The sequence below is a fragment of the Lachnospiraceae bacterium GAM79 genome, from assembly GCA_020735665.1.
Lineage (GTDB): Bacteria > Bacillota > Clostridia > Lachnospirales > Lachnospiraceae > Coprococcus.
The window spans coordinates 1881389-1907112 of sequence record CP085928.1 but is presented as its reverse complement, the minus strand read 5'-3'; the positions used below and the strand labels follow the sequence as shown (position 1 = coordinate 1907112).

22 protein-coding genes and 1 pseudogene are annotated in these 25724 nt (G+C 40.5%); 18 read left to right on the top strand and 5 right to left on the bottom strand.

The window, feature by feature from the left end:
• Nucleotides 1-87 precede the first annotated feature (87 nt).
• From LK416_08460 to LK416_08445, 4 genes are all read left to right on the top strand, one after another.
• On the top strand, nucleotides 88-921 hold the full coding sequence (locus tag LK416_08460; GenBank protein ID UEA73719.1) for a TIGR03915 family putative DNA repair protein: 834 nt from the start codon (nucleotides 88-90) through the stop codon (nucleotides 919-921).
• Nucleotides 922-1090: 169 nt separating this feature from the next.
• Nucleotides 1091-2107, top strand: a complete 1017-nt coding sequence (galE, locus tag LK416_08455) for a UDP-glucose 4-epimerase GalE (protein UEA73718.1) — start codon at nucleotides 1091-1093, stop codon at nucleotides 2105-2107.
• A 112-nt stretch (nucleotides 2108-2219) separates the two neighbouring features.
• Nucleotides 2220-3245: an aldo/keto reductase gene (locus LK416_08450; GenBank protein ID UEA73717.1), complete on the top strand. Its 1026-nt coding sequence runs from the start codon at nucleotides 2220-2222 to the stop codon at nucleotides 3243-3245.
• Between the two features lie 148 nt (nucleotides 3246-3393).
• Nucleotides 3394-4758, top strand: a complete 1365-nt coding sequence (locus LK416_08445) for an MATE family efflux transporter (protein UEA73716.1) — start codon at nucleotides 3394-3396, stop codon at nucleotides 4756-4758.
• Nucleotides 4759-4836: 78 nt separating this feature from the next.
• Here LK416_08445 and LK416_08440 read toward each other — a convergent pair whose 3' ends face one another.
• Together LK416_08440 and LK416_08435 are read right to left on the bottom strand one after the other, a co-directional pair.
• On the bottom strand, nucleotides 4837-6333 hold the full coding sequence (locus tag LK416_08440) for an MATE family efflux transporter (protein ID UEA73715.1): 1497 nt from the start codon (nucleotides 6331-6333) through the stop codon (nucleotides 4837-4839).
• Nucleotides 6334-6454: 121 nt separating this feature from the next.
• Nucleotides 6455-6895 (bottom strand): MarR family transcriptional regulator, encoded by a 441-nt coding sequence (locus LK416_08435; protein UEA73714.1) that lies wholly within the window; start codon nucleotides 6893-6895, stop codon nucleotides 6455-6457.
• Nucleotides 6896-7175: 280 nt separating this feature from the next.
• Between LK416_08435 and LK416_08430 the strand changes: the two genes are divergently transcribed.
• On the top strand, nucleotides 7176-7904 hold the full coding sequence (locus tag LK416_08430; protein UEA73713.1) for a GHKL domain-containing protein: 729 nt from the start codon (nucleotides 7176-7178) through the stop codon (nucleotides 7902-7904).
• Between the two features lie 476 nt (nucleotides 7905-8380).
• Here the strand turns inward: LK416_08430 and LK416_08425 are convergent, their stop codons facing one another.
• On the bottom strand, nucleotides 8381-9109 hold the full coding sequence (locus LK416_08425; protein ID UEA73712.1) for a LytTR family DNA-binding domain-containing protein: 729 nt from the start codon (nucleotides 9107-9109) through the stop codon (nucleotides 8381-8383).
• Nucleotides 9110-9259: 150 nt separating this feature from the next.
• Here LK416_08425 and LK416_08420 point away from each other — a divergent pair, with 150 nt between their 5' ends.
• The 11 genes from LK416_08420 (at nucleotide 9260) to LK416_08370 (ending at nucleotide 21596) form a co-directional block, all read left to right on the top strand.
• Complete coding sequence (locus LK416_08420) at nucleotides 9260-10603, top strand: hypothetical protein (GenBank protein ID UEA73711.1); 1344 nt, start codon at nucleotides 9260-9262, stop codon at nucleotides 10601-10603.
• 489 nt (nucleotides 10604-11092) lie between these two features.
• Nucleotides 11093-12154, top strand: coding sequence for a DUF4118 domain-containing protein (locus tag LK416_08415; GenBank protein UEA73710.1), 1062 nt, complete (start codon nucleotides 11093-11095; stop codon nucleotides 12152-12154).
• Nucleotides 12147-12851, top strand: coding sequence for a response regulator transcription factor (locus LK416_08410; GenBank protein UEA73709.1), 705 nt, complete (start codon nucleotides 12147-12149; stop codon nucleotides 12849-12851). Before LK416_08415 ends, LK416_08410 begins: the two co-directional genes overlap by 8 nt.
• 452 nt (nucleotides 12852-13303) lie before the next feature.
• The gene (locus tag LK416_08405; protein ID UEA73708.1) at nucleotides 13304-13768 is read left to right on the top strand and encodes a MarR family transcriptional regulator; all 465 of its coding nucleotides are present in this window, start codon (nucleotides 13304-13306) and stop codon (nucleotides 13766-13768) included.
• 17 nt (nucleotides 13769-13785) lie between these two features.
• Nucleotides 13786-15537: an ABC transporter ATP-binding protein/permease gene (locus tag LK416_08400; GenBank protein UEA73707.1), complete on the top strand. Its 1752-nt coding sequence runs from the start codon at nucleotides 13786-13788 to the stop codon at nucleotides 15535-15537.
• Nucleotides 15538-15550: 13 nt separating this feature from the next.
• Nucleotides 15551-17455 (top strand): ABC transporter ATP-binding protein/permease, encoded by a 1905-nt coding sequence (locus LK416_08395; GenBank protein ID UEA75893.1) that lies wholly within the window; start codon nucleotides 15551-15553, stop codon nucleotides 17453-17455.
• 646 nt (nucleotides 17456-18101) lie between these two features.
• Nucleotides 18102-18722 carry a GDSL-type esterase/lipase family protein gene (locus LK416_08390; GenBank protein ID UEA73706.1) on the top strand — a complete coding sequence of 207 codons (621 nt, stop codon included), beginning with the start codon at nucleotides 18102-18104 and terminating at the stop codon, nucleotides 18720-18722.
• Nucleotides 18723-18749: 27 nt separating this feature from the next.
• The gene (locus LK416_08385) at nucleotides 18750-19490 is read left to right on the top strand and encodes an AzlC family ABC transporter permease (GenBank protein UEA73705.1); all 741 of its coding nucleotides are present in this window, start codon (nucleotides 18750-18752) and stop codon (nucleotides 19488-19490) included.
• Nucleotides 19483-19794 carry an AzlD domain-containing protein gene (locus LK416_08380; GenBank protein ID UEA73704.1) on the top strand — a complete coding sequence of 104 codons (312 nt, stop codon included), beginning with the start codon at nucleotides 19483-19485 and terminating at the stop codon, nucleotides 19792-19794. Before LK416_08385 ends, LK416_08380 begins: the two co-directional genes overlap by 8 nt.
• Before the next feature lie 39 nt (nucleotides 19795-19833).
• A complete protein-coding gene (locus tag LK416_08375) occupies nucleotides 19834-20181 on the top strand; it encodes a helix-turn-helix domain-containing protein (GenBank protein UEA73703.1) in 348 nt (115 codons plus the stop codon).
• A 56-nt stretch (nucleotides 20182-20237) separates the two neighbouring features.
• Complete coding sequence (locus LK416_08370; protein ID UEA73702.1) at nucleotides 20238-21596, top strand: hypothetical protein; 1359 nt, start codon at nucleotides 20238-20240, stop codon at nucleotides 21594-21596.
• Nucleotides 21597-21728: 132 nt separating this feature from the next.
• Here the strand turns inward: LK416_08370 and LK416_08365 are convergent, their stop codons facing one another.
• Entirely contained in the window at nucleotides 21729-22787 is a 1059-nt protein-coding gene (locus LK416_08365; protein ID UEA73701.1) for a PD-(D/E)XK nuclease family transposase, read from the bottom strand.
• 1026 nt (nucleotides 22788-23813) lie between these two features.
• A pseudogene (locus LK416_08360) lies at nucleotides 23814-24032 on the bottom strand (DUF1016 N-terminal domain-containing protein).
• Nucleotides 24033-24229: 197 nt separating this feature from the next.
• Between LK416_08360 and LK416_08355 the strand changes: the two are divergent.
• Both LK416_08355 and LK416_08350 read left to right on the top strand, forming a co-directional pair.
• Entirely contained in the window at nucleotides 24230-25018 is a 789-nt protein-coding gene (locus LK416_08355; protein ID UEA73700.1) for an NERD domain-containing protein, read from the top strand.
• A gap of 354 nt (nucleotides 25019-25372) precedes the next feature.
• Nucleotides 25373-25561, top strand: coding sequence for a hypothetical protein (locus tag LK416_08350; protein ID UEA73699.1), 189 nt, complete (start codon nucleotides 25373-25375; stop codon nucleotides 25559-25561).
• Nucleotides 25562-25724: the final 163 nt, after the last annotated feature.

Genomic DNA, 25724 nt, shown 5'->3' with positions numbered 1-25724 from the left:
CCTATTTAAGAATAGACGATTGTATGAAGAAATATTGTCAGGATAGATTTTATAGATAGATGAGGATATAGATGGGAGAATGTAAATATGAGGATATTTACCTGTAAACATCAATTAGAAGATATGATGACCTGCATCTATGATGCATGGGTTTATGCACTCCGGGTCGGACATGATAAGGTGCAGTTACGGACGGAGCCGATCGTGCAGGCAACTTTATTTGACGAGTATGTCCATGTGGATGCCGATGCAGAAAAGACGGAAAAGGTTCTGCGTTCCGTTCGAAATAAGATCGGGATGCAGGCATATATCGATGTGTATTATGCCTGTCTGATGGAAGATGATGTACTGGACGATATCTACCGGTTTTTGCGGATCGGATTTCAGGCAGGACCAAGGGTGATCGGGATGCTTGCAGAGCCTCCGGTTAGCCGGATGCTGGAGATTCGGCGGGCAGTTGGAAATGAAATTCATCATTTTCGGGAATTTGCCAGATTCAATTCGATCGATAATAAGGTGTATGTCTGTCATCTGGAACCGAAGCATGATGTGATCTATCAGGTGGCAGAGCATTTTGCAGACCGGATGCCGGATGAATATTTTATGATCCTTGATGATAACCGGAAGTATGCGGTGATCCATCCGGGAAAACATTACTCAGGGCAGCAGGCAGATAGAGAAAGAGAGATTTCAGAACAGAACCGATATATGAAGGAAAAGGCTCAGAAGATGTATTTGCGGGAGTTGTCCGATGAGGAAATGAAGACGCTCCGACAGACGGAATTATTGAAGGATGAATATACCGAACTCTGGAAGACCTTCTTTCATACGATCGGGATTGAACAGCGGAAGAATCCGACCTGCCAGCGGAATCTGATGCCGATATGGAAGCGGAAGCATGCGGTAGAATTCATGCAGTAAACAAAAAGAATAAAATTTACTAACTTTTAGTAAAAATTTAGCAAAAACTATTGATTAGTTTTTATTCTCGTGTATAATGATGATAGTGGTTATCGTAACAGAGAATCCGGTACCGATAAATGTTGTGATAACCGAAGGTTAAGAATTTATTTTACAGGAGGATTATGATATGAAGATCTTAGTAACAGGTGGTGCTGGTTATATTGGAAGTCATACCTGCGTTGAATTATTAGAAGCAGGATATGATGTAGTAGTTGTTGACAATCTGTATAATGCGAGTCCGAAAGTAATTGGAAGAATAAAAGAGATAACAGGAAAAGACGTAACATTTTATGAGAAGGATATCCGTGATCTGGATGCAATGAATGAAATCTTTGCAAAAGAAAAGCCGGATACAGTAATTCATTTTGCAGGCTTAAAGGCAGTTGGTGAGTCTGTTCGTAAGCCACTCGAATATTATGAGAATAACATTGCGGGTACATTAACACTTTGCAAGGCAATGCGCGAGAATGGATGCAAGAACATTATCTTTTCATCATCTGCAACCGTATATGGCAATCCTGCATTTATTCCGATCACAGAGGAATGTCCAAAGGGTGTCTGCACAAATCCTTACGGCTGGACCAAGCATATGCTTGAGCAGATCCTGACAGATATCCACACAGCAGATCCGGAATGGAATGTAATCCTGCTTCGTTACTTCAATCCAATCGGAGCACATAAGAGCGGACTGATCGGAGAAGATCCAAAGGGTATTCCAAACAACCTGCTTCCTTATGTAGCACAGGTAGCGGTAGGAAAGCTTCCTTGTCTTGGTGTATTCGGTGATGACTATGATACACCGGACGGAACAGGTGTCAGAGATTATATTCATGTTGTAGATCTTGCCAAGGGTCATGTAAAAGCGATCAATAAGATCAAAGAGAATCCGGGTGTAAAGATTTACAATCTGGGTACAGGAAAAGGATACAGCGTTTTAGATGTTGTTAAGGCATTTGAGAAGGCATGCGGCAAGAAGATTCCTTATGAGATCAAGCCTCGTCGTGCAGGTGATATCGCAACCTGTTATTCTGATGCAACTCTTGCTAAGAAAGAACTTGGCTGGGAAGCAGAATACGGAATTGACGAGATGTGCGCAGATTCATGGAGATGGCAGAGCATGAATCCGGATGGCTATGGTGCATAATGAAAATATTCAGTAAATAAGTAACAGACAGGCAATTGTAAACGTGCCGGAATACAGGGCATAGAGAAGATACAATTGCCTGTTTGTTTAAGATAGAAAGGGGTTAGTTTATATGGCTGAATATACAGCTTCAAAGACCAGATATACAGAGACAGAAGGAACGGATTTTTACCGCCATTGCGGTAAAAGCGGTCTGATGCTTCCTCCGATCGCACTTGGTCTCTGGCATAATTTCGGTAGTGTAGATAATTATGAGAATATGAAACAGATGTGCTTTACCGCATTTGATCACGGAATCACACATTTTGATCTGGCAAATAATTACGGTCCGGTATATGGAAGCGCAGAGGAAAACTTCGGCAGAATCCTCCGGGAAGAAATGAGTGCTTACAGAGACGAGATGGTGATCAGTACAAAAGCAGGATTTGATATGTGGGAAGGTCCTTATGGCAACTGGGGCAGCCGCAAATACCTGATCGCGAGTCTGGATCAGAGCTTAAAGAGAATGGGACTTCCATATGTAGATATCTTCTATCATCATCGCATGGATCCGAACACACCATTAGAAGAAACGATGGAAGCACTTGCACAGATCGTAAGAAGCGGTAAGGCTTTATACGTAGGTCTGTCGAATTATGACGGTCCGACGATGGCGAAAGCAGAGCGGATTCTGGACGAACTGCATTGTCCGTTTATCATCAATCAGAATCGTTACAATATTCTGGATCGGACAGTTGAGAAGAACGGACTACTGAAGCAGACATATGCATCCGGAAGAGGACTGATCTGCTTTTCTCCACTGGCACAGGGTATGTTAACCGATAAATATCTGCAGAATATTCCAAAGGACAGTCGGGTGGCAAGAGACGGACGGTTCCTTCATGAGGATCAGGTCGTATCGATGCGTCCGCTTCTGACAGAGTTAAATGATATTGCAGCAGGCTATAATATGAGCTTGTCAGAGCTTGCGATTGCATGGCTGCTGAACAAACCGGAGGTTACAACCGTTTTGATCGGTGCATCGAAGCCGGAACAGATACTCAGTAATCTGAAGGCTGCTGAGAAGCAGAGAACAACCGAGATGGAAGCAGAGGAACTGGCACTGATCGAAAAGGCGGTCAACCTTTATCACGCATAGAGGATAAGTGTTATTTGACTTCACTTCAAAAAAGAATATAATATAAAAGACAGTTCTGAAAAGTATTTTCTGACAGAGAATGCTTTTGAAAGTATTGACGGAACAGAACGGATCATATTGTATGTTATTTTGAAAGAGGAAGACGGTATTGCAGGCACATCAGACAGATTTCTCAAGTGGAAATGTATATAGAAATATTATAGAAGTAGCTGTACCAATGATTCTGGCACAGCTACTTAATCTTTTATATAACGTGGTTGACAGGATCTACATCGGACGGATCCCGGAAGTCGGTACAACTGCACTGACAGGGGTAGGTCTGTGCTTTCCGATCATTTCACTGATCACCGCCTTTACCTATCTGTATGGAAATGGAGGTGCACCGCTTTGTTCCATGGAACGCGGTAAGGGTAATGATGAAGAAGCAGAGCATCTGATGGGAAATGCTTTTACGTTATTGATCGGAACAGGAATTGTATTGACGATTATCGGGCTGATCTTTTATAAGCCGATTCTTTATCTGTTTGGTGCAAGTGATGATACATTCCCATATGCAGGCTCCTATATTCAGATCTATCTGCTGGGAACGGTATTTGTCATGGTATCGGTAGGAATGAATCCGTTTATCAACAGTCAGGGCTTTGGAAATACAGGGATGATATCGGTTCTGATCGGAGCAGTTTTAAATATAATACTGGATCCTATATTTATCTTTGTTTTAAATCTGGGAGTAAGAGGAGCGGCTATTGCGACGATCATTTCTCAGTTTTGCTCGACAGTATGGGTACTTGTATTCCTGACCGGAAAACGGGCAGTGCTTCATTTGAAATGGAGCTGTATGTGGCTGCAGTGGAAACGGGTTTTGCGGATCATCGGTCTGGGAGTATCCAGCTTTATCATGGCATTTACAAACAGTCTGGTACAGGTTGTATGTAATGCGACACTTCAGGTCTATGGTGGGGATATCTATGTGGGCGTTATGACCGTGTTGAATTCCGTGCGCGATATCTGTACACTTCCGGTTATGGGTATTACAAATGGTGCATCTCCGGTCATGAGCTTTAATTATGGAGAAGGGGCATATGAGAAGGTACGGAAAGCCATCCGTTTCCTGACTATATTATGCGTAACCTATACTTTTGCGGCATGGGGCATTCTCAGATTGTTCCCGGAGCCGTTTATCCGTATATTTAATCATTCACCGGAACTGATCGCAAAAGGGGTTCCGGCATTACATATATATTTCTTTGGATTTTGTTTTATGGCATTGCAGTTTACCGGACAGAGTGTGTTCCTTGCGCTTGGAAAGGCGAAAAAGGCTACCTTCTTTTCTCTGCTTCGGAAGGCGTTTATCGTAGTGCCGCTTACCATTCTGCTTCCGAAAATCGGAAATCTTGGAGTGGATGGTGTATTCTGGGCAGAGCCAATCTCGAATCTGATCGGCGGATGTGCCAGCTTCTTTACAATGTGTGCCACGGTGTTGCCTGAATTAAAGCACGAAAAAGCTCGATGAAAAATATAAACGACCGGATAGTCAAATGCCTGTAAGAACAGGATATGATTATCCGGTCATTTTATCTGATAGAATTATTTACTCGATCTCTCGTAGTGCCTTTCTGAACTGGAAGAAGAACAGGATGGCGGTGAAGGTTACGGCGATCAGGTCTGCGATCGGTTCTGCCATGTAGACAGCCATTGTCTTATCTGCGGTGTAGATATGCGGCATAATGAAGATCAATGGGATCAACAGGACGAATTTACGCATGATCGCAACGATGATGGATGCCGGAGCGTTGCCGAGAGCATTGAATGTCATCTGACAGGAGATCTGGATTCCAAATAAGAACATAACCGCAAGGTAGTATCTAAGTGCATCCTTGGTAAATGCGATCAGGGCTGTATCCGGGGTAAAGATGGATGCAAAAACCTGAGGGAAACACATAATGCAAAGCCATAATAAAACAGAATATGTCAGGCTGACCTTTAGCAGAAGTTTGAATGCATCCTTTACTCGGGATGCATTTTTTGCACCATAGTTATAACTGATGATCGGCTGAGCACCCTGCCCAAGTCCCTGAAGTGGGAGCATGGCGAACTGCATGACGCTGGTAAGGATCGTCATAGCACCGACTGCCATATCTCCGCCATATTTCAGAAGGGAGGAGTTGAAGCACACAGATATGATACTTTCACTTCCCTGCATGATAAAGACAGCAGAACCGAGTGCCAGACATGGCAGGATATAGGAGGCCTGCAAACCGAGGTTTTTCACACGGATACGGAGTGTTGTCCGTTTGCCGAAGAGGAAGCTTAAGACCCAGATGCAGGAACAGCCCTGAGAAATGATCGTTGCAAGAGCCGCACCTTTTACCCCCATATGAAGCGCAAAGATAAAGATCGGGTCTAAGATGATATTCGCGATCGCACCGATCAGTACGGACAACATACCTTCTTTGGCGAAGCCCTGTGCAGTGATAAATGCATTCATACCCAGAGTGAGCTGTACAAAGATTGTGCCGATTGCGTAGATATTCATATATGAGGTTGCATAGTTAATGGTATTCTTACTTGCACCGAATGCCAGAAGCAGATCGCGATTCCAAATCAGAAGAACAGCAGTCAGTATAACGGATAAGATGATCTGCATGGTAAAACAGTTACCGAGGATTTTCTCGGCATCGTCTTTTTTATTTTTGCCCATATAGATGGTAGCCCGTGGAGCACCGCCATTTCCGACCAGAGCCGCGAAAGCGGAGATGATCATGATAAGGGGCATACAGACACCGACACCGGTAAGTGCCAGTGAACCGTTTTGTGGAATATGACCAATGTAAATACGATCAACGATGTTATACAGCATATTGATCATCTGTGCGGCGACTGTAGGAAGTGCGAGCTTTGCCAATAATTTACCGATCGGTTCTTTTGCCAGAAATTCCCGGTCGGATGAGCCTGCGTTGTGGGCAATCCGGTTCGGTTGGTTGCTTCTTCCGTTTTTCGATATGGATTCTCCGCCGGTTGGTGGTGAAGCTTTTGATGTGTTGTTTGGAGAATCAGTCATGCTGTAGGCTTGTCTTTGTTTCTTCATGTATATTCCTCGTTCCTTTGATTGATGTTTTATATTGTATAAAAGTTAATTGTGATATAAGCTTGCCTGAATATAGTATTGTCCGAACTGCGAAGTATTCAGGTGACAGGGTGTGATCATGTTATTTTAAATGCGATAACACATTGTCATACAAACGCTTGTTATAGGATGCAAAATTCTTCTTTTCATCATCTGAAAAACCTTCAAAGATGCAGGAGATCAGTTCATCCTGCTTTTTCTCGATCGCATGTACAACGGGAATTGATCTATCAGAGAGCTTCAGATGAATGATCCGTTTATCATTTGTATCCGGATGTCTGGTCAGATAGCCTTTGTCGGCGAGAGAATCAATGGCTGTGGATACATTTCCACGCTGCAGCATACGAAACGCTACGATATCTCTGGCAGTATCATGTGCCGGATTATTGTGTAAAAAAGTAATGATGATAACTTCAATCCGTGAAAGCTTATAGTCTGTCCGGATGCTTTCAAGATATTTTTCCTGAAGCTTCATCAGGCTTTTTGTCATATCAAAAATATTGGATGGCGGTTGTAGGATCATATATATTCCTCATTTCTTAATTAAGTTTTTTTTAGAACTATTATAACTTCAAAAATGAAAGAGTCAACCCATATATATAATTTTTATAGAAAGAGGAAAACGCAGTCAGGGTGTTATCTGGGACAAAATCTAAAGGCAAAAATATTATTGACAGAGAAAAAATAATAGATATACTAAAATTTGTACGCACAGATAGGATAGCTAAGTATAAAATTTTATTGCATACCGGATCACCTGTATTGCAGAGTTACATATAGAAATAGGATAATCAGAGGATAATATGCCGCAGATAAACGAGAAAACATGGATAATTATAGCAGTAGTAATTGCGCTTATAGGATCGCTGATCTACAATATCATTTCAGCAAAAAAGCTGAAAAAGAAAAGACAACAGTTTACAAGAAGTATTCAGTCTTCGTATACGCATATGAAGACGATCGAGGATACCAATAAAAAGATATATGAGATTTCAAATGAGATCAATGAACTGATCAGAGAACAGAAAGACACCAAAGGATATATAGAAAAAAAGAAGAAGGAGATCGAACAGATCAGACAGATGATTGTGACAAATGACACGATCCTTGACTGCACGATCTCAGATAAGCGGGATCTTGCAACAGAAAAACAGATCGCATTTACCTATAATATCCCGACCGGTTTACCGGAGATTCAGATGGAAGATGTCGACAAGATCCGTCTGTTTGCCAATCTGTTAGACAATGCGATAGAAGCAGCCGAGTCTGTACCGGCACAGGATATAAATGGGAAAAATAAAAGATACATACATATATCGATATTGAATCGTGGAAGCAACTTCTTTGTTACCATTGAAAATTCCAAAAGAACGGAGATTTCTGTTACAGAAAATCAATTCCATACAACAAAACTCGATGCAGAAAACCATGGCAGGGGTGTCCGGATTATCCGTCAGATCGTCGCCAAATACGATGGCACGGTCGAGTTTACCGACAAGGGCGATACCTTCGAAGTCGCGGTTATGTTGTAAATGGCATCTTTTTTGTTCGTAAAAGAGTTTCATCTGTGATATACTAAATCCGTTGCCACCCCTATATAGGCACAGAAAGGGGGGTTGACTTACGGAAGTGTTAGTATCGTTTATTATCTCTGTTATGGCAAGTGTAGTTGCCTACTACATATGCAAATGGTTGGACGGAGACAAATAATCGGCAACCAGCCTAAGGTTTAAGCCACCTTTGCCGAAACGGAATAGAAAAAGCCATGAGTGGCATCTCATGGCTTTTTTGTTGCCCTTACGGACTGTTAATATCGTTTTTGCCTAAACACAATATATCATATGCTCCGGTTAAAATCAAGTATTCCCTTTTTTATCAGAAATATTGTTATTTGCAGAATTTTATTTTCTGAAACATATGAAAGCAACTAGATAGTGAGAATAGAACGGGAGTGTTCTGCGGCATGAATGGATACAAGCGCATGTCATATAGTTGTCTTGTCGTTAGTTTACAACATAGCGTGCTCGGAAATGTATTTCAGGTAGGCGGCTTTGATCGGCTTGGCGTAACGCCTGCCGACAGGCAGTTTAACACCGTCAGTCAGTTCAATCTCCTGTGAGGCGGCATTTTTAACATATTCAAGATTCACCACAAAAGAACTGTGGCATTGTGAGAAACAGGCAGGAAGACGCTTACTTACAGCCTGAATGGATTCGTATACTTTGTACGATTTTTGTTCATTTGTATAGATAATGATCTCCCGCCCGATTCGTTCGATATATGTGATCGAATCGCAGGGGAGTGTATAGCGTTTGCGATTGGAAGTAATATCCAGAAATCGAGTCTTGCGTTCGACAGTAAGCCGGACTGCTTTATCGAGGGCTTTTGGCAGATATCTTTGTATGGAATCCTTCGTAACATAATATATATGACGGACTTCATAAGAGTCAGAGATATAATCGGTATGGCTGGTAAGAAAAATAACTGCACATTGCGGGCATCGTTGGTTGATCGCAGAAGCGAGGTCGATACCATTTAATTCGCCCATCTCAATATCTAAAATGGCAATATCATAGTCGAGCATATCATTTTCAAGCAACTTCTTTAGTTCTTCCGGTTTGTAAGGATTGATCACGGATGTAAATGCTGTGTAAGTATTCAGACAGGAATGTACGAAGGTTGTTGTTTCTTTTAATTGTAAATCCGAATCATCGCATAATAAAAGTTTTAAGTCCATATTTGTTGCCCCCTGCAAATAGTAATTCCCAAGAAGAATTATTTCTAATTAACTGGTAATATTATAGTAAATTTGTTAATATAAGACAAGAAAAAAGTCAGAAAATGGATGCGGGATACAGTGGCCGGAACATAGAAGGTGAGATAATAAATGAACATATGGACATTCCTGCAGGTGCTCGGAGCAGCCCTGATCACGGCATTACAATTTAATATTTATCTGGGTGCTTATATGGGAATGGATCGTGGAAGAAGAGACCGGATCTATCTGGGATTGAATATTTTAAATATGTTTTTCCTCCGCGTTTTAATAAATACAAGTATACAGCTTGATGCACCGGTATGGTTTCGCACCATCGTCTATACTTTTGGATTTGCGATGATGCTTGTAGGTGTCGTATTATACCGTAAAGAGCGCATGGTTATAAATTTGGTATCATTTATGGTGGGTATTATGACATTTGATCTTGTTACGGTGACGATGTCAGCAGTGATCGAGGAGCTGTTTGGATATGCATATAATGATACACCGGTATTATACAGTGCAAAGGCATTGCTTGTCTGGCTTGGGGTAGAAGCCTTGCGTGAGGGCATAGGAACGATCATTGAAGTCTGGTTTATGCGGACATTTATGCCATACGGGAAGTTCCGGAGACAATCATTTGCCAGAAGCATGGTGTGGATTCTGGCTGTTGGAACCGGATATATGATGTTGGTCGTGTATTTTGTGACTATGGTAAAAGAGGTTAATCTGATGTCACAGTTTATAGCACTGGGAATCTGGGCATCTGCTTTTATAGTTACGTATCATCTGTATACGATCGTATATAATAGCTATCAAAGAAAAATGATACGTTTTCTGGAAGCAAAGATGAAGCAGCAGAAAGAGGATTATGAGAAGCTTCTGGCTGATTACAACAGGCTGCGGGATATCAAGCATGATCTGTATAATTATGTGCATATACTTGATCTGGCAGGAGATGTCCGGAAGGAACAGGAGCAGATCAGACAGTTACAGGAGGATCTGAAACCGGGAAAACAGAAGGAGTATATAAAATACACAGATCATTCAATCCTGAATCTGGCATTAAATAATGTTACATCTGTCTGTGAGGGTGCAGGTATTCATCCGGAAGTTGCAGCAGAAGAAATTCAGATTGATACAAATGTAGAACTCGACATGGGATATCTGATCGAGCGGATGGTACATAATGTTATTTTGTTGAATGAAGATCAGGGAGAGAATAAGCGGGATTCCATATCAGAGTCATTGCCCCGGACACTTCGGATTCAGATCGCACCATCGGAATCCTCAGATGGAAATATTCAGGTTGTGCTTAAGGGTATCGGACTTCGCATGAAGGGTATTGAGATGAATTCAGATAACAGAAAGGAGATACGGAATAATAAGCAGATCATCCAGTTTATTATGGAGCGGCATGAGGGATTCCAGTGGAATAACAGGAAAGAATCTCATCTGTATCTGACCGCATGAGCAGAGACCCGTATCCGGAATTTGTAGAAATATGTCGATTACGACGGAAACATTGCAGATTACGACAGGTTTATTGTATCTGATAAATGTTTTGATATAATAACCTCATAGGTATATCGAAAACCGATATATTATTGAGAGGGAAAGTTCATAATATATGCATTTATGTCAGAGAGGACATATATTTTTCAGCCCAATCAGCTCTCCTTGCTGCAAGATTGTGGAAGCTCAGAATGAGTGCAGTAGATTATGGTTGCAAAATATGAAAAGCATACATTGGAACGGATAAGGGAAGATCTGATAGTTGTACCGAGAAACGCAGGTATCAGGTCTTCTTTTTTTAGCCTTTTACCATGCCTTAACCGTAAAACGTGCTACAATATATATTGTGACAGTTTAGAATATGCATATATAATAATGCTTGTCAAAATTGATTGAAATGGATACGATTGTTATAACAGATTACAAAAAGATACAGCGGAGAAAATGATGAACAGATTCCTGAATTTTACAAAGAATTTTTTAATTACGGCAGCGATATTGGTATGTGGATTTTTGTTGTCCCTGTTTATGCAGAAGGAGTGGGGAAATCAGACTTTGATACCCTCTATTTTTCTGTTGGATGTATTTCTGGTATCCGTTATCACAGATGGTTTCTTATATGGTGCGGTCGCATCTGTCATCAGCATTCTGGCGGTAAATTATGCATTTACATTTCCTTATTTTAAGATTAATTTTACGATTCCGGAAAATATGATCTCTGCCGTTATCATGATAGCTATTGCAGTTATTACCTGCGGATTTACAAATAAGCTGAAGAGTCAGGAACAGTTAAAGGCAGAGAGTGAGCAGGAGAAGATGCGGGCAAACCTGCTCCGATCCGTATCCCATGATTTTCGGACACCGCTTACAACGATTTATGGTGCAAGCTCTGCAATGTTAGATGACAAGAATGAATTTACGGAGGAGCAGAAGAAAAGTATGCTTCGCGGAATCAAACAGGATGCGCAATGGCTGTCACGAATGGTTGAGAATATGTTATCGATTACCAGACTGGATGGAAAAAATGTTAAGATCATTAAGATCCCGATCGCGCTGGATGAGCTGTTAGATTCTGTCCTGGTTAAGTTCAATAAACGGTATGAAGATCAGAATGTTGAGATTGACATTCCGGATGAACTGATCATGATTCCGATGGATGCGATCTTAGTCGAGCAGTTGATCCTGAATCTGTTAGAAAATGCAGTTCAGCATGCAGAGGGAATGAGTAAGCTTGGGCTTCGTGTATATACGAGTGGGCATTTTGCAGTATTTGAGATTCGGGACAACGGATGTGGTATTCCGGTTGACAAGGTAAAGGATATATTTGCAGGGAAGCTGGTTTATGGTGAATCAGGACTTGACAGCAGTAAGAAAAATGCAGGGATCGGATTGTCGGTATGTACCACGATCGTAAAAGCCCATGGTGGTGAGATCTCTGCGGAGAATCTGCAGGATGGCGGTGCTGTTGTGCGGTTTACATTGGATATGGAGGAAACTGAGAATGATTAATAACAGATATAAGATATTGATAATTGAAGACGAAGAACATATTAATAATCTGATCAGTGCGCTGATGGAAGCAAATGGATATCAGGCTGTTTCCGCATATTCCTGTCGGGGGGGACAGATGATGTTTGCATCCCATCGTCCTGATCTGGTCATTCTGGATCTGGGATTGCCGGATCGGGATGGAATGACATTTTTAAGGGAAGTGCGGCAATCATCATTTACACCGATCATCGTTTTATCGGCACGTTCTGATGAGAGGGATAAAGTAGAGGCACTCAATGAGGGTGCAAATGATTATGTAACCAAGCCATTCAGTTCAAATGAACTGGTAGCAAGGGTACGTTCAGCACTCCGTATCGCTACGCATCGGGCAGAGGACGGATTGCGGCCGGGTGGAAGGTTCGAGGTTGGAGAGCTGGTTATCAATTATGATGCAAGACTGGTTACGATCGCCGGAAATGAAGTGAAGCTGACACAGACAGAATATAATATTGTAGCGTTGTTATCCGAGCATGCAGGTAAGATGCTGACCTACAGTTTTATCATCAACGAGATCTGGGGATATAATGATTCGGGAAGCCGGAAGAAGCTGCAGGTGAATATGGCGAATATCCGAAAGAAGTTCGGTGCAGTTCCCGGTAAGGAGAATTACATAACGAATGAATTAGGGGTCGGATACCGGATGTGCGATTCATAGAAAAGAATTCTGAAACTCTACAGCATTCGGTCACGGGGATGGCGCTTGTTATAAATAACGTGCTGCGATTTCTGTTCTCTGGACATTGCCCTATTCGTAAATACTCCTGTGCTAACTCGCTTCACACGGACAAGCACTCGTATTTACCGGCAATGTGCAGTTCACAACGAAATCTCGCAATGTTATTTTATAACAAGCACCATCCCCGTGACCGAGTGCTGTAGAGTTTTTTGTATAATTAGATAATTGACTATAAGAGAAAGATTTTATGTTTTTTTAATATAAAATACAGGAAGTGGTGTTGACACATTCTTTTTTTTGAACTAAAATGTAGCGTGCTACACATGAAAAAAGATGTATAGTATGTATAAGATATGCAAGCTATATAACATTAAATGTAAGAGCATTTTCCGGAAATTATACATAGCTGTAAATAAAAGAAAGGAACCGTAATGGAACAGGAAAAGGATATGGATGCAGATCGAAAGCTGCCGTGTGGTCCGGAGAAGGACATCGGTTATTATATTAAGCGGATCAATGATAAGCTGAAGGCCGGATTTGACGCATATTTATGTGACGTGGATCTGACCAGTTCACAGGCAAGAGTGATTGAATATGTGTACTGGAATGGTGGAATGGTGACACAGAAGGAGATCGAGGTATTTCTGGATGTAGCGCATCCGACAGTTGTCGGCATCGTGAACCGTCTGGAAAAGAAAGGTTATCTGAACTGTCATCTGGATGAGAATAACAAACGAAATAAGATGGTATGCAGCACCTGTGAAGCTGAAAAACTGCTCAATAAAATGTATGAAGGCAGGAGAGCTGCGGAACAGAGACTGCTTCATTCTTTTTCAGAGAATGAGGTGGCGCAGGCGAAAAAGCTGCTTGAAAAATTATATGAAAATATCAGATAAAGAAAGAAGGAGGACGTATGATCAGAAAATTATTAAAAAGTTTGCGGGAATATAAGAAGCCGACACTGCTTACGATATTCTGTGCAGCAATTGAAGTAGTATTTGAGATTTTAATTCCACTTTGTATGTCTGATCTGTTGGATTTTGGTATCGAAGGTGGAAAGATGAGTATTGTCGTAAAGGATGGAACATGGCTGATTGTGCTTGCAGCCTTACAGCTTTTAACAGGTGTGCTTGCAGCAGTTCTCGGTGCGAAAGCGTCAGCAGGATTTTCCGCAAATCTGCGACAGGATATCTATGATAATGTCCAGACATTTTCATTTTCTAACATAGATAAGTTTTCCACTTCATCTATCGTAACAAGACTGACCACAGACGTAACGAATATTCAGAACGCATATCAGATGATCATTCGTATTGCAGTCAGAGGACCGATCATGCTGATCTTTTCCGTGATCGTTTCCTTTACGATCAATGCAAAACTGGCATGGATATTCCTGATCGTTATTCCATTTATGGGATTCGGTCTGATATTTATAGCAACCAAGGTACACCCGATCTTCGAACGGGTATTCCACAAATATGACGGTTTAAATAATATCGTTCAGGAAAATGTAAAGGGAATGCGGGTTGTCAAATCCTTTAATTCGCAGGAAGCCGAGATCGGCAAATTCAAACATGCATCAGGTGATATCTATAAGGATTTTGTAAAGGCAGAAAGAATCCTGGCATTTAACTCTCCTTTGATGCAGTTCTTCATGTATGGATGTATGATCGCAATTTCATGGATCGGTGCAAAAGCCATTGTGGCAAGCGGAAATAACGAAGCACTTGGACTTACGACCGGTAAGTTGACTGCACTTATCACATATGCGATGCAGATATTGATGGCACTTATGATGTTATCAATGGTATTTGTCATGATCATGATATCCAGATCTTCAACGGAACGTATCGTTGAGGTGCTTGAGGAGACAACTACGATACAGAATCCGGAGAACCCGGTTCAGACTGTTGCAGATGGTTCGATCGTGTATGATCATGTGGATTTCTCTTACAGCAAACGGGCAGATAAGAAAGTTATTGACGGAGCAGATCTTAAGATCCGATCCGGTGAGACTGTTGGTATTATCGGTGGAACCGGTTCATCGAAGTCTTCCTTTGTCCAGTTGATCCCTCGTCTGTATGATGTGACAGGCGGAACACTTATGGTCGGTGGCGTGGATGTCCGCAAATATGACCTGCAGGTGCTTCGTGATGCAGTTGCAATGGTTCTTCAGAAGAATGAACTGTTTTCAGGGACGATAAAAGAGAACCTCCGCTGGGGAAATGAACAGGCGACGGATGAAGAAGTAAAAGAAGCCTGCCGTCTTGCCTGCGCGGATGAATTCGTTGAGGCGATGCCGGATGGATATGATACCTATATTGAACAGGGTGGAACAAATGTCTCCGGTGGACAGAAGCAGCGTCTTTGTATTGCGCGGGCACTTCTTAAGAAACCGAAGATATTGATCCTCGATGATTCGACCAGTGCGGTTGATACGAAGACCGATGCGATGATCCAGAAAGCATTTGCCGAATACCTGCCGGACACGACCAAGATCATCATTGCGCAGAGAATTTCCTCTGTTCAGCACGCAGATAAGATCGTGGTATTGGATGATGGTAAGATCATGGATGTAGGTACGCATGAAGAATTGATCGTAAAGAGTCCGATCTACAGAGAAGTATATGAATCACAGCAGAAGGGAGGCGGTCAGGATGAGTAAACAGAAGAAACAGATGAACGCACCCGACAGAGAGCAGGGCAGCAGGGTCAATAAAAATACAGCCAAACGGCTGCTGTCCTATATCGGAGCATATAAGAAGACGCTGGTTGTTGTATTTATCTGTATTATCTTAAGTGCACTTGCAAGTGTAGCGTCGGCAATGTTTATCGAGATACTGATCGATGATTATATCATCCCGATCCTTGCAATGGATCATCCGGTCTATACCGGGCTGATCAAGGCACTTTGCATGGTAGGCGTTATTTACCTGATCGGTGTATTTTCTACATGGTTTTATAACTACCTGATGGTAGGGATCGCACAGGGAACTCTGAAAACCATACGAGATGAGATGTTCGAGAAGATGCAGAGCCTGCCAATCCGTTATTTTGATACGCATACACACGGAGATATCATGAGCTGCTATACCAACGATACTGATACGCTCCGCCAGATGATCGCACAGTCCCTTTCACAGATGATCTCATCGATATGTACGGTTGTTGCGGTATTCTGCTGTATGTTATATCAGAGCATTTATCTGACACTGATCGTTGTCGTGATGCTGTTCTTTATCATGAAGCTGGTGAAGGTCATCGGTGGCAAGAGTGGATTTTATTTTATAAAACAGCAGCAGACACTTGGTGCATTAGATGGTTATATCGAGGAAATGGTCAATGGCCAGAAGGTTGTTAAGGTATTCTGCCACGAAGAGAAAGCCAGAGAAGATTTCCAGAAAAAGAATCAGGAATGGCAGCAGGCAGCAGCCAGTGCAAATGGTTATGCAAGCGGAATGATGCCGATGATGAATGCACTTGGTTATGTGCAGTATGTAGTTGTAGCGGTTGTTGGAGCATGGCTTGCGATCTCCGGTGCAACAAATCTGACGCTGGTCGGAACGAATACAGCCACCCTTGGTATGATCGCATCCTTCCTCACGTTGTCGAAGAACTTTACCAATCCGATCTCGCAGCTTTCGAATCAGTTCAATGCGATCGTAACGGCGCTTGCAGGCGCGGAACGTATCTTTAAGCTGATCGATGAAGAACCGGAAGTGGATAATGGTTATGTAACACTTGCAAATGTCAAAGAGGAAAATGGTGAGCTGGTGGAAGTGAAAGAACGAACCGGAATCTGGGCATGGAAGCATCCACATGAGGATGGCAGTCTTACTTACCAGAGATTAGAGGGCGATATCGTTCTGGATCATGTGGATTTCAGCTACAATCCGGACAAACAGATTCTGCGTGATGTGACGCTCTATGCGAAACCGGGTCAGAAGATCGCATTTGTAGGTGCTACCGGAGCAGGAAAAACGACGATCACCAATCTGATCAATCGTTTCTATGATATAGACGATGGTAAGATCCGGTATGACGGAATCAATATTAATAAGATCCGCAAGAAGGATCTGCGGGCATCTCTCGGTATCGTATTACAGGAGGTCAATCTGTTTACCGGAACGGTTATGGAGAACCTGAAATATGGAAATCCAAATGCCACGGATGAGGAATGTATTGCAGCCGCCAAGCTTGCGAATGCGCATAATTTCATTATGATGCTGCCAAATGGTTATGACACGGTGCTTGCCGGAGATGGAAGCGGATTGTCACAGGGACAGCGGCAGTTGATCTCGATCGCAAGAGCAGCCGTATCCAATCCGCCGGTTATGATATTGGATGAAGCAACCTCCTCGATCGATACAAGAACGGAGGCGATGGTTCAGCAGGGAATGGACCGGCTGATGGAAGGCAGAACCGTATTTGTCATTGCACATCGTTTGTCTACAGTTAAGAATTCGGATGTTATCATGGTACTGGATCATGGCGCAGTCATTGAACGTGGTACACATGAGGATCTGATCGCAAAGAAAGGAACCTATTACCAGCTTTATACCGGAGCATTTGAATTGGAGTGATAAATAGTAAAAACTCTACTGTTACCTGTCTCTGGTGGTTGCGCTTATTATAAATAACGTGCTGCGATTTCTGTTTACTGCATATGCCTGATTCGTAAATACTCCTGTGCTAACTCGCGTTCGGTTGAGCGGAGCACTTAGTGAAGACGAGCGTTAGCGTAGTTTGAGGTTAGTGTAGCTTACTCTGATCCGGCAACAACGAAATCTCGCAATATTATTTTATAATAAGCATAATACCCAGCCCTAGGAAGCAGTAGAGTTTTTTGCTATTTTTAGGCAGGCGGTAAATGGTGGATAGCGTATTGATTATAGCATGACTAGGTTTGCTATAAGAGAAAGTTATAACGAATTCTAATATTTATGTATTGTATTTTAGTTGGAATTTGTTATATAATTCATACATTCCGAATAGGAATAGTAAGATAATGATGCGCAGAAACAAAAATTGTATTAAGTTTGAACACTTCGGATTACCAAGACAGAGGCATTTGAGTCCGCCGGTCCTTAGGTGGCGCTGTAAGCGGCAGCTTAGTACCGTTGCAGGACGAAACGAGCGGAAGCGTCCTCTGATTGGTAATGCCGAAAGTGTTCAAACATGATGATATTACGTTACGGCATTAGTAAAATATAAGAAGGAGGAAATGCCATGCGACAGGTATTATGCTTTGGTGATTCAAACACATATGGTTATGTGCCGGGAACGGCAGAACGCTATGACTGGGATACCAGATGGACCGGAATCGTAGGAACCGGACTGATGGAAAAGGGATATATTGTACAGGAGGAAGGGCTGTGTGGCAGAACTACAGTATTTGACGATCCGCTTCGTCCGGGCAGACGTGGCAGTGAACTCCTTCCGATCATATTAGAAACCCATAAGCCGGAAGATCTGATCATTTTAATGCTTGGAACAAATGACTGTAAGACATTTTATGGTGCAACGGCAGGTAGCATCGGACTGGGTATTCGTAAGCTGGTGCGACAGATCCGGGATGGTGCGCCAGCAGCAAAGATCCTTCTGATGTCACCGATCGCACTGGGCGAGAAGGTCTGGGATGGATTTGATCCGGAATTTGGAAAAAATTCTGTACAGGTGTCCAAAGAGCTGCCGGAGATTTACCGGCAGATCGCAGAGGAAGAAGGACTTTATTATCTGGCGGCTTCTGATTATGCCGTACCATCGGAACGGGATCAGGAGCATATGGATGAAGAAGGACACAAGGCGCTGGCAGAAGCGGTATTGGAAAAGATTTCAGAGATTTTGTAATGTGAGTAAGGAGTACAGAGAGAAATTATGGCTGGGGAGACTGTAGACAGAAAAGAAGTATTAAAACAGGCATTTGTGAAGGCTCTGCCGATCACCGGAAGTTATCTCTTTGTCAGTATGGCATACGGACTCACGATGCAGGAAGCAGGACTGTCCTGGCTCTGGTCGCTGTTTACCAGCCTGACGGTATATACCGGTGCATTTCAGTTTGTGCTGGTAACATTCTTAAGCAGTGGGGCATCGATTCTCACGATCGCACTTACTGCGTTGTTTATGAATAGCCGACAGTTCTTTTATGGACTGACATTTGTTGAAGATTTCAAGAAAATGGGTAAGCGTTATCCATATATGGTACACACAATGACGGATGAGACATATGCCGTCAATTGTTCCATGCTGTCTTCTGAGGTGATAAGAGATCGTAACGCAGAGAAGGCAAATGACCGGAAACGTAGATTTGATATTATGTTTTATGTGGCATTATTCAGTCGTATATCCTGGATGGTGGGCGCTGTGCTTGGCGGCATACTCGGTCAGATCCTTCCGGTGAAATTAGAGGGAATCGATTTCTGTATGACAGCGTTATTTATTACGATCGCGATCGATCAATGGAGAAGTGTGAAAGTGCATTTGCCGGCACTTGCCGGGTTTATCGGAGGTGTGCTGTTGCTTTTGTTAATAGGAAAAGATTATTTCCTTCTTCCAACTTTGATTCTGGTATCAGGTCTGTTGCTGATCTGTGAAAGAAAGGTGGAAGCTCATGAATGATCGATATGTATTGATCTGTATTCTTGTGTCGGCGGCAGCTACTTTATTTATGCGGGCACTCCCATTTACCATTCTTGGAAAAAGAAAACAAATCCCTGAGAAAATCCGGTATCTCGGACGAATCCTTCCGGCAACCATCATGGCGGTGCTGATCGTGTACTGCCTGAGGGAAGTACCGACCGAATTCTTAAGCGGCGGCTATAAGAAGTTGATCGCAGCCGCAGTTTGTGTCGTTCTTCATGTGTGGAAAAAGAATACATTTGTCAGCATCATAGGCAGTACGATTGTGTATATGTTATTATGAGAGAGAATACAAATGTAAAGAAAAAGAGGGAAGAACGATATGGATTGGAGTATGTCATTTATTACAGGAATAGACATGGATGCTACAGGAAAGCAAATAGGACGTCTGATTGATAAGGGCAACATCAGTGATAAACATTTAGGAGAAATGATAGGAGTATCAGTTCAGTCAATCAATAAATGGCGGCATTCGCATTGTTTACCGGATATTGAGAATCTGTTTTTGTTGGGACAGATTCTGGGAGCGAAAGTGGAAGATTTTTTCATCTTTAGGGAAATTGAGATTTGTAGAATAGAACAGAAAAAGATAGTTGATTCTACTTCAAAGTATTTGATTGAGTATTATCGAGAATTAATAACGAAGAAGGCTGTTTCAACCAATGGTTGAATGACAAATACAGCAAAAGTCCGTTACAATTTAGAAAAAACAACAGGAGGCATAAAATGGGTATATTTATTTGCTTATCGATTTCTAAATCTGTAACACGTGACGAATGGAAGGCTGTATATGACGAAGCAGCAAAGCTTATTCAAAAATTACCATTTGCAGAAAGAGTAAAGAAAAAAATTCATGATGTAGACACAGTATGTCTGGAACGAACAGTAGAACATAATGAAAATGGAAATAAATACTGTGTGATGTCAGGGGACTATACATTCATGAAAATTGGGGAAGAATTTAATCTCGGACGCAATTTTTTTAAGAATGATGAACCGGAAAAGAAAATGATTGATGCGATCTGTATGGTGCCTACGCATTCATTTGATGGAGTAGAAAGATATCCATGTCATTTGATATGGGAATATAAGACTCAGGGCATGCCTTATCATATTCTTTTGCTAGCGGTTGCCGCTTTGATAGAAGCAAGATTGAAAAGAAAAGCGTTTACATATGGAGATATCTCCAGGGATGAATTTAGGAAGGCAGTTTTGATCGCTAATCAGTATCTGGATAATCCGATAGATATGCCAGACAGCTGTTATATGGAACGCTTTTTTAATCGGGTGATGGATCTTCCAACATCTGTAGAAGAAAAATTGGATATAATAGAAAGATATTATATTGGTGGCAGGACAAAACAGTTTGGTAAGTGTATGTATCAGACATTTTCTGATGAAATTATTGATGCATATTGGAAACCTCAATTCAGTGGTATAGAAATAGACAGTTATAAATTCGAAGATATTGTAGAGAAGTATTACAGATATGGTTTTCGGATGGACGATCTTACCCGCTATGTTGTATTTGACAGCGAGGAGAAAGAAAAACAAATGATATCTTATATTATAAAAAAATGTGAGGAAACTGACAGATTTATACAGAAACTGGATGAGGATAGAATAACATATGGTATAGGGGTAATGGATGTTGAGTGCGTAAAAAATATTATAAAACGGTTTGGAATAATGGAAAATGCACATTTTAGATTTTATCAGCCTGGCGATAAAATACATCCTATATTAATGCAGGTGTTAGGAAGTGACAGGAAAACGCATGATTTCATATTGGAATATGAGGTAGAACGTGAACAGATTGACAGACTAATGAAAAAGGATGCTAAAAGCAGATGTGAATGGATATCAGAGAACAACAGGTATATTTTACTACGTGATATTGATTGGGATCATATATATACAGATATTGAAAATAATCAAGAATCATTTGAGCGGTATTATCCTTTCTTCAGAGTAGAAGTAAAATCGCCGGGGGTTGCGGATACATGCAGAGGTCTTATGCTAAATGATGATTTATATCGGTATAGCAAAGAGCTTATAGGATATGTAGCAGAAACAAGGAAATAAGCAATTGCGAAATGGAGATTACATCATGAACAGATAAAATCCCCAGCTATAATGTTTATTTAAAAGATAAAATGAATAAGCATTATAGCTGGGGATTATTATGTAAAAATAATTATGTTAATGAACTGCACATTAGTGTTCTAACATTGCAATTTTTTCCTGTAATGCAGCAATTTCAGCATCCTTCTCGGACAAAGCAGCGTCCTTCTCGGACAAAGCAGCGTCCTTTTCAGACAAAGCAGCATCTTTTTCTTCCAACGCTTTTTTCATCTGTTCAATCATAAAATTAACAGTATTTTCATCTGCTTTTGCTAAGGCTTGTGAATACATACCGATAACCTCCTTTGGACGATATAAATATTCGGACATATCCCGACAGATCTTTTCCATCCAGGGATAGTCGGATATTAGTGTAGCAAGGTCATTTATAGAATCAGCTGTTAGCAGAGCTAACCATGCATTAAGTTCATTCTTTTCTTTAGCATACTTGTTATTTTTAAATACGTCAAGGGCGACAACATAGTATTCCTGCAAAAGATGAAGATCAATGCCTGTGTTAAAAATTGTTTTTCCATGATGTATAAAAATATCAGAAGATTTGCATTCAGGTGGACTGTCTTCGAACATGACGATTGTATATACAGTCTTGATATCGTGATAGGTGAATTGGTCTCCTTTTTCTCCCTTGACGCGTGTATATTGACGGAGAAGAAGATCGGACGAATAACAAGACATGCGCTCACCTGAAAATGCATAATGTATTTTTTGAATCTCTACATTTGCAATAGAACCATCCTCTAACTGTACAATGATATCCATAATTAATAATGGTGAAGTTGGCAGTAAACGGTTTTCCTGCGATAGAACGCTTTGAACTATAACATTAATTCCTATGATGCTGCTAAGCAAATGAGATAGTCGTCCGGGATAGACATCAGGGTTAAACAGTGCTTTAAAGAATGGATCATAGGTTAAAGGAAGAGATTTATTTCCTTCCATAAATTCTTCAAATCTATTTCGCCATTCATTGTTCAAATCCAGATATTTGCTAAAGGTATTGACATCTTTTTGTAAATCTTTTAAAAAGTCATCTTTTTTCCGAGCCGGGAAAATTTGACGAATATCTACTGACGCGGATTTGTGTGCCGTGGTAGGTGTAATATTATTGCTATCTTCGTTGTGATCATACATTGATTATTCCTCTTAATTTCCGGTACCTGATTTGCCGACATAACTACCATATCAGAAATAAAAGAGAAAAGTTCATAAATGTAATAAATGGTACTGTTTGATGTAACTTTTGGTAAGTGGATGATTATAACGACTATAAAGGAATAAATTAAAAATCCCTTCTGGTTAGATAAAACGTAAACCAGAAGGTGTAATTAAAGGACTTAGTTTATTATAGTTCACAGAGCTTTGGATTGTCAATTCTAGAATGGTTAGGATTTGGTTAAGAAATATAAATACAATATCGGCAATTAAGAGAAATGAAATAACATGTGGTTAAATTTTCCACATGTGGAAAATTGTTAGATGAAGCTAACGGATAAGGACGATGATAAAATGAATGTCAAGTCAAATCCGCATGGTACTTTCTCTTGATTACTGAGTACCGAAAACTCAGTATATATACGGCATCCGAGGCTTATAGGTGGTAGTCAAATCCAGATGGTATGTTCTATAGGTGATAGTCAAATCCACATGGTACATTCTCTTGATTACTGAGTGCTAAAAAGCCAGTATTTATGCAGCTTCCGAGACTTATAGGTCGTAGTTAAACCACATGGTACATTCTCTTGATTACTGAGTGCTAAAAACCAGTATTTATGCAGCTTCCGAGACTTATAGGTCATAGTCAAATCCACATGGTACATTCTCTTGATTACTGAGTGCTAAAAAACCAGTATTTATGCGGCTTCCGAGACTTATAGGTGGCAGAAGTATGACAAAATGAATGGCAAGTATGACAAAATGAATGGCAGAAGTATAACAAAATGAATGACAAGTAAAATCCACATGGTACATTCTTACCTTAATAAGTCGTAAAACACTAGCTTTAGCTGTTTTGCTTATCTGTAAATATAAATTGACATAATAATGTTATTTTGTCACACATTTATAAGTGGCAATAAAATAACAGTGTAGACCACCTATATAGGGAGATAATAAAAAACGACGAATGAAAAAATTAGCACTTTAGGAGCTGCTAACAAACTCATAAAAGTGACGTTCATCAATATTATCAATTCCCATGAGCTTTAAATAATGTGACCAACTGAGATAAAATCTACGACCTCTGGAAATTTAAGGGAGAATATTGAATTGGGGAAACAGTGTTTCTCCAATTAGATCTTTAGGGTAAACAACATAGAATCGTCTCATTAATTTTAGGTTGTCTTGTGTATTTCCTTTACCAAATTTGTTGGTTAGATATTCATAAATGGAATAATAAATGTCCAAATTTTCCACATGTGGAAAAATGTTAGATAAAACTAATGGATAAGAATATAGAAAGAAGTATGATATGCAGATATTTTTATAAAAATCAAAAAAATTTAAATTTCTACTTATAATTTCTTGAAAATCGACAGTAATATAAATATATAAAAAACATTTAAGGAGGAAATAAGATGAACAAGAATAAAAGAATATTACAAACAGAGAACCATCCCGTTTTGGTGGGAAGAAAGGCACAGCTTGATCCGTATCAGCCCGGACTCTTAAGAAAAAGTAAAAATGATATTCTGGAAAAATTTGGTGCGGAATACGAAAAGAAAATCGTGGAAAAATTAAGAAATTATTTTGAAAAACGAGACGAAAAATTCTTGATCTTCGAAAATATATATTTTGAAACAGGAGAATACAATGAAAAATTAAAAGTGTACAGGACAATACAAATTGATATATTGATTGTTACACAAAAATTGATAATCCCGATTGAGGTTAAACATCTAAGTGATGAATATTGTAAACGCATCACTGGAGGAGCGGATTCCAGGACTTGGAATTTAATAAAAAATTTAGGCAGATCAAGAATGACGAATGGTGTCCGACAGAATAGGATGCATACGCAATTTACCAGCGAATTAGTTGAGTTTTTAGGGTTCAATATACCGATTTGTGGCATGACCATAATCGGGGATCTTGATAAAAGCAAAATAGAGGTTCAACAAATGCTGGATGACAATTTAGTTGTGGAAGAAGATATGTTAGATATGGTTGATTATATAATCAAAACGCACTCTACCGCGGAACATTATGATGTTGATGAAATCGGGGCAAAATTAAAAAAATGGATTTGTAGGACTGAGGGAAGAGACATATTACATAAATTTTTCCTACGTAATGTTAAAAAAAATAAGTTGCCGGCGAGGTGCAAGGGGATATTAAAACATAATGATATATGTGTAGATGACTAATAATATATTGACGCTTTAACCTAAGACAGATATAATATTAGCGGATTACTATTTATTAATAAAAAACTTTAAGGGCTGATTTGACAGCCTATGGCCGAGGCAGAAGATCAAAGCATATAAGCAGCATCTTCGTAACGCACTCTGGCGAAGCCGTTGTTGTTTGAGGCATTAGAGCCTTTGTATTAACAGGGGTATCAAACATTGGAAGAAAAACAAAGAAATAAGGTTGAGTTTTAGAATTTTGACACTAGTAATCACAAAATACAATGGGGTATATCTTATAAAAGCACATATGTTTGATACACAGATCATCGGAACTGGATGAGATGCAAACATTGGACTACGATTGCGAACATGAAAGAAGATAGTGTCATTGCTATGTGTGAGATGATATTAGAAATAATGGATCCTGAGAGTAGTGAGACAAAAACGAAAGCCGATGGCATTATTGAAGATTTGATCAAAGCATATGTAGACATGGGATTATCGGGAGAGAAAATTTGTGAAAAGAAAAAACTGTCGCTGAAGTTCGAAACACTGTAGACCTAATTTAAAATCCAATTTTTTGTAAAATCCAAGTTGGGGCAACAATAATATGTTGCCCCTTAAATTTTCAGAATAACTAAACACCGCCATTGTTTTCTGAGAATTATTGTGCTACATTTTTATTAGTGGTATTATTATACGCATAAAGTGAGAAAGGGGT

Bases quoted from the DNA above. Each gene is read 5' to 3' on its own strand.
- LK416_08390 (UEA73706.1), top strand. From the start codon at position 18,102: ATGCGACAGGTATTATGCTTTGGTGATTCAAACACATATGGTTATGTG.
- LK416_08430 (UEA73713.1), top strand. From the start codon at position 7,176: ATGCCGCAGATAAACGAGAAAACATGGATAATTATAGCAGTAGTAATT.
- LK416_08420 (UEA73711.1), top strand. From the start codon at position 9,260: ATGAACATATGGACATTCCTGCAGGTGCTCGGAGCAGCCCTGATCACG.
- LK416_08395 (UEA75893.1), top strand. From the start codon at position 15,551: ATGAACGCACCCGACAGAGAGCAGGGCAGCAGGGTCAATAAAAATACA.
- LK416_08365 (UEA73701.1), bottom strand. From the start codon at position 22,787: ATGTATGATCACAACGAAGATAGCAATAATATTACACCTACCACGGCA.
- LK416_08400 (UEA73707.1), top strand. From the start codon at position 13,786: ATGATCAGAAAATTATTAAAAAGTTTGCGGGAATATAAGAAGCCGACA.
- LK416_08435 (UEA73714.1), bottom strand. From the start codon at position 6,895: ATGATCCTACAACCGCCATCCAATATTTTTGATATGACAAAAAGCCTG.
- LK416_08415 (UEA73710.1), top strand. From the start codon at position 11,093: ATGAACAGATTCCTGAATTTTACAAAGAATTTTTTAATTACGGCAGCG.
- LK416_08440 (UEA73715.1), bottom strand. From the start codon at position 6,333: ATGAAGAAACAAAGACAAGCCTACAGCATGACTGATTCTCCAAACAAC.
- galE (UEA73718.1), top strand. From the start codon at position 1,091: ATGAAGATCTTAGTAACAGGTGGTGCTGGTTATATTGGAAGTCATACC.
- LK416_08450 (UEA73717.1), top strand. From the start codon at position 2,220: ATGGCTGAATATACAGCTTCAAAGACCAGATATACAGAGACAGAAGGA.
- LK416_08355 (UEA73700.1), top strand. From the start codon at position 24,230: ATGAACAAGAATAAAAGAATATTACAAACAGAGAACCATCCCGTTTTG.
- LK416_08350 (UEA73699.1), top strand. From the start codon at position 25,373: ATGAAAGAAGATAGTGTCATTGCTATGTGTGAGATGATATTAGAAATA.
- LK416_08385 (UEA73705.1), top strand. From the start codon at position 18,750: ATGGCTGGGGAGACTGTAGACAGAAAAGAAGTATTAAAACAGGCATTT.
- LK416_08410 (UEA73709.1), top strand. From the start codon at position 12,147: ATGATTAATAACAGATATAAGATATTGATAATTGAAGACGAAGAACAT.
- LK416_08370 (UEA73702.1), top strand. From the start codon at position 20,238: ATGGGTATATTTATTTGCTTATCGATTTCTAAATCTGTAACACGTGAC.
- LK416_08380 (UEA73704.1), top strand. From the start codon at position 19,483: ATGAATGATCGATATGTATTGATCTGTATTCTTGTGTCGGCGGCAGCT.
- LK416_08405 (UEA73708.1), top strand. From the start codon at position 13,304: ATGGAACAGGAAAAGGATATGGATGCAGATCGAAAGCTGCCGTGTGGT.
- LK416_08460 (UEA73719.1), top strand. From the start codon at position 88: ATGAGGATATTTACCTGTAAACATCAATTAGAAGATATGATGACCTGC.
- LK416_08375 (UEA73703.1), top strand. From the start codon at position 19,834: ATGGATTGGAGTATGTCATTTATTACAGGAATAGACATGGATGCTACA.
- LK416_08425 (UEA73712.1), bottom strand. From the start codon at position 9,109: ATGGACTTAAAACTTTTATTATGCGATGATTCGGATTTACAATTAAAA.